This is a genomic window from Streptomyces sp. MH60 (assembly GCF_002939385.1).
Taxonomy (GTDB): Bacteria; Actinomycetota; Actinomycetes; order Streptomycetales; family Streptomycetaceae; genus Streptomyces.
On record NZ_MULI01000166.1, the window covers coordinates 1 to 3,466 of the forward strand.

The window sequence follows — 3,466 nt, forward strand, 5'->3', positions numbered from 1 at the left end:
CCGCCGGGGCCGGGGCGGGCGTGACGGGGCCCCGTGCGGGCGCCGCCTCCCGGTCCGCGACCGGCCGTCCCGTCCATCCGCCGGGCCAGCAGCTCTCCTCGCGGAACGGGTAGCCGGGCAGGGGCACCCGGCGGGCAGGCGGACCCGCCGCGGGCCCTTCGGCGTCGTCGGTGTCGCCCGTGTCCCCCGGTAGGCGCGGGGTCCCGGTTCGGCGCCCTTGGCCAGGCGTTCCAGGGCCGCGCGCAGCTCCGGCAGACCGTCGGCGACGACCGCGAACCGGACCGGCATCGCGGTGCGGCCCACCCGGAGCGTGTGGGCGAGGTCGTCGAGCCTCGGCAGGCCGTGCTCGCCCGTGCGGGCCGCCACGGTCAGGTCGGCCCAGGTCTCGGCGGCCTCCTCCAGGGTGGTGCCGGAGTGCACCGCCGCCGCGAACTCCTGTGCCGGAACGGCCGGTTCGGTCTCCGGGTGAGCGGCCAGGTCGTGGGCCAGGGCCAGCCGGCCCGCGGGGTCGAGGCCGAGGTCCTCGAAGGTCTCGCCACCGCTCAGGGACGCCTCGGGCACCGCGAGGCGCCGGGCGACCAGGGACCGGACCGGTGCGGGCTCCCTGGCGACGGCACTCCCGGGCCCTTCCGCGTCCGGCGTGAGGAGGGCGAGCAGGGCGGCCGCCCGCTCCCGCAGGGCCTCCTCGTCCTTGGCGGACAGCACGAACAGCCGAGGGCCTCGCGGTGCGGGCCGGGCCGGGACCGCCGGGGGTTCCTCCAGGACGACGTGGGCGTTGGAGCCGCCGGCGCCGAAGGCGCTGATTCCGGCGAGTCTCCGGCCGCCGGACGGGCGCGGCCAGGGCGCTGCACCGCGCTGCACCGCCAGTCGGCCGTCCCCGAAGTCGAGGTGCGGGTTGAGCGTGTCGGCGTGCAGCGAGGGTGCCAGGACGCCGTGCCGGAACTGGAGCAGCACCTTGGTGAGTCCGGCGATGCCGGCGGCGCTCTCCAGATGGCCGATGTTGGTCTTCACCGACCCGATGGCCACGTGCTCGGGCCCGGGCGAGAAGGTGGCCAACGCGGTGCGCAGGCCGTCCAGTTCGATGGGGTCGCCGAGCGAGGTGCCGGTACCGTGGGCCTCGACGTAGCCGAGGTCGCGCACGTCGGCGCCGGACTCGCGGACCGCGTCGGCGACGAGTGCGGCCTGCGCGGTCGGGCTGGGCACGGTGAACCCGCTGGTGCGGCCGCTGTGGTTGACGCGGGCCGAGCGGATGACGCCGTGGACGTGGTCGCCGTCGGCCAGGGCCCGGTCCAGCGGTTTGAGCAGGACCGCTCCGACCCCTTCCCCGGGTACGTAGCCGGTCCCGCCCTCACCGAAGGCGCGGCACCTGCCGTCCCGGGACAGCCAGCGCCCGCGGGCGAGTTGCAGGTACTTCTGCGGATGCGGCATGAGGTTGACACCGCCGGCGAGCGCGCAGGTGCTCTCGCCGCGGCGCAGACTCTCCACCGCGAGGTGCAGCGCCGTCACCGACGAGGAGCAGGCGGTGTCGACGGCGATGCTGGGGCCCCGGAAGTCGAAGGTGTAGGAGACGCGGTTGGCGACGGAGGAGTGCAGGGCCACCGGGGCGGCCTCGTCGTCGGGGTCCGGCACGAACTGGAAGTGGTTCCACATGACGCCGGCGAAGACGCCGACCCGCTCGGCGGTGAGGGACTCCGGTGGGTGGCCGGCGTCCTCCAGTGTCTGCCAGGCGATGGTCAGGAACAGCCGTTCCTGCGGGTCCATGCGCTCGGCCTCGCGCCGGGAGATGCCGAAGAACAGCGGGTCGAAGCGGTCCATACCGGCCAGGAAGCCGCCCCAACGGCCGTAGGTGCGTCCGGGCCGACCGGGCTCGGGGTCGAAGAGGGCGTCGTGGTCCCAGCGGTCGGGCGGTACTTCGGTGACGCAGTCCCGGCCGGCCGCCAGGTTGGCCCAGAAGGCGTCCAGGTCGGCGGCCTGGGGGTAGCGCCCGGCGACACCGACGATCGCCACGGGTCCGGGTACCGGGTGGGGGCTCCGCCCGCGGGCCGAGGGGGTCACGGGTGTGTGCGCGGCCACGGGGGCCGAAGGCGCCGGGGCCGCCCGGTCCGGCGCGGGGGCGAACAGCCCGGTCGTGAGCGGTCCGGCCGTGTTCCCCTCGGTGTGTACGGCGACCAGCCGGGCCGGGGTGTCCGGCCGGGCCAGGCAGCGGTCCAGCAGGCCGAGCGCGGTCCCGGTGGGCAGCGGCCGCATCCCTGACTCGGCGGAGCGCGCGAGGGCGGCGGCGTCGGCGCGCATGCCGCCCTCGGCCCAGTAGGGCCAGGCGAGGGACAGGGTGCGTCCGGTACGCGCGGGGTCGGCCGCCCGGTGGCCGGCGAAGGCGTCGAGGAAGGCGTTGGCGTAGCCGTAGGCGCACTGGCCGGTGTTGGGCACGACCGCGGACAGCGAGGAGAACAGGACGAACAGGGCCGGGTCGCTGTCGGCGGTGGCCCGGTCGAGGTGGAGGGTGCCGGCCAGCTTCGGGGCGAGCACGGCGTGGGTCTCGGCCGGGTCCCGGCGAAAGTGCAGGGCGTCGTCGGTGCGGCCGGCGCAGTGCAGCACCGCGTCGATACGGCCGTACAGCTCGCGGCACCGGGCGGCGACGGCGGCGGCGTCCTCGGGGCGGGAGACGTCCGCGCGCAGGTAGTGCGCCTCGCCGCCCCGTGCGGCGCAGCGGTCGAGCAGGGCGGTGGTCGTGGCGTCGGCCGGCCGGGTCCCGCACAGCACCAGACGGGCCCCGTGCGTGCCGGCCAGGTGCTCGGCCAGGAGCGACCCGATGCCGCCCGCTCCACCGGTGAGCAGGCAGACGGCTCCCCGGGGCAGGGCGGGCGTGTCCGGTCCGTCGAGGGTGTACGGGGTGAGGCGGCGTACGTGGCGCTCGCCGTGCCGGTGCAGGCTCTCGCTGTCCTCGCCGCCGTCGGCCGCCTCCGCCAGCAGGACGTCCGCGAGTTCCCCCGCGTCCGGCGCGCCGACGACGCAGGTGCTGCGGCAGCGCAGGGCCGGGTTCTCCGCGGTGATGCCCCGGGCCAGGGCGCCGATCGCGCCGTGCTGCGGGGCCGCGTCCTCGTGGTCGGCGCGGTACAGGAAGCGGAGTTCGCGGGTGGTGTCGGCGGGGCGGGCGGCCAGCGCGCCGGCGAGGGCCCAGACGACGTCGTAGGCGTCGGTGGTGTCGGCGGCGGGGCCGGGCGCGGGTGCGGGGCAGACGGCCAGGACGGTCGGGACGGCGCCCTCGGTGGCGAGTTCGTCCAGCAGCCGTCCGAAGTCGGCGCGGCTGCCGGTGGGCAGGTGCCAGGTGTCGGTCCCGGTGCGCTCGTAGGCGGTCGCGGGCAGCACGTGCACCGTGCGCCGGCCGGAGGCGGCGCGGTGGCGCAGGGCGTCGGGCAGCGCGGGGTCGGCGGTCACGACGAGCAGGTCGCCGCAGGGCCGCGGTGCG

General features: G+C 77.0%; 1 protein-coding gene. It reads right to left on the reverse strand.

All coding sequences use genetic code 11. From position 1 onward, the window contains the following. On the reverse strand, positions 1-3,466 hold a 3,466-nt coding region (locus BZZ08_RS38225), incomplete at both ends, for an SDR family NAD(P)-dependent oxidoreductase (protein ID WP_133169277.1).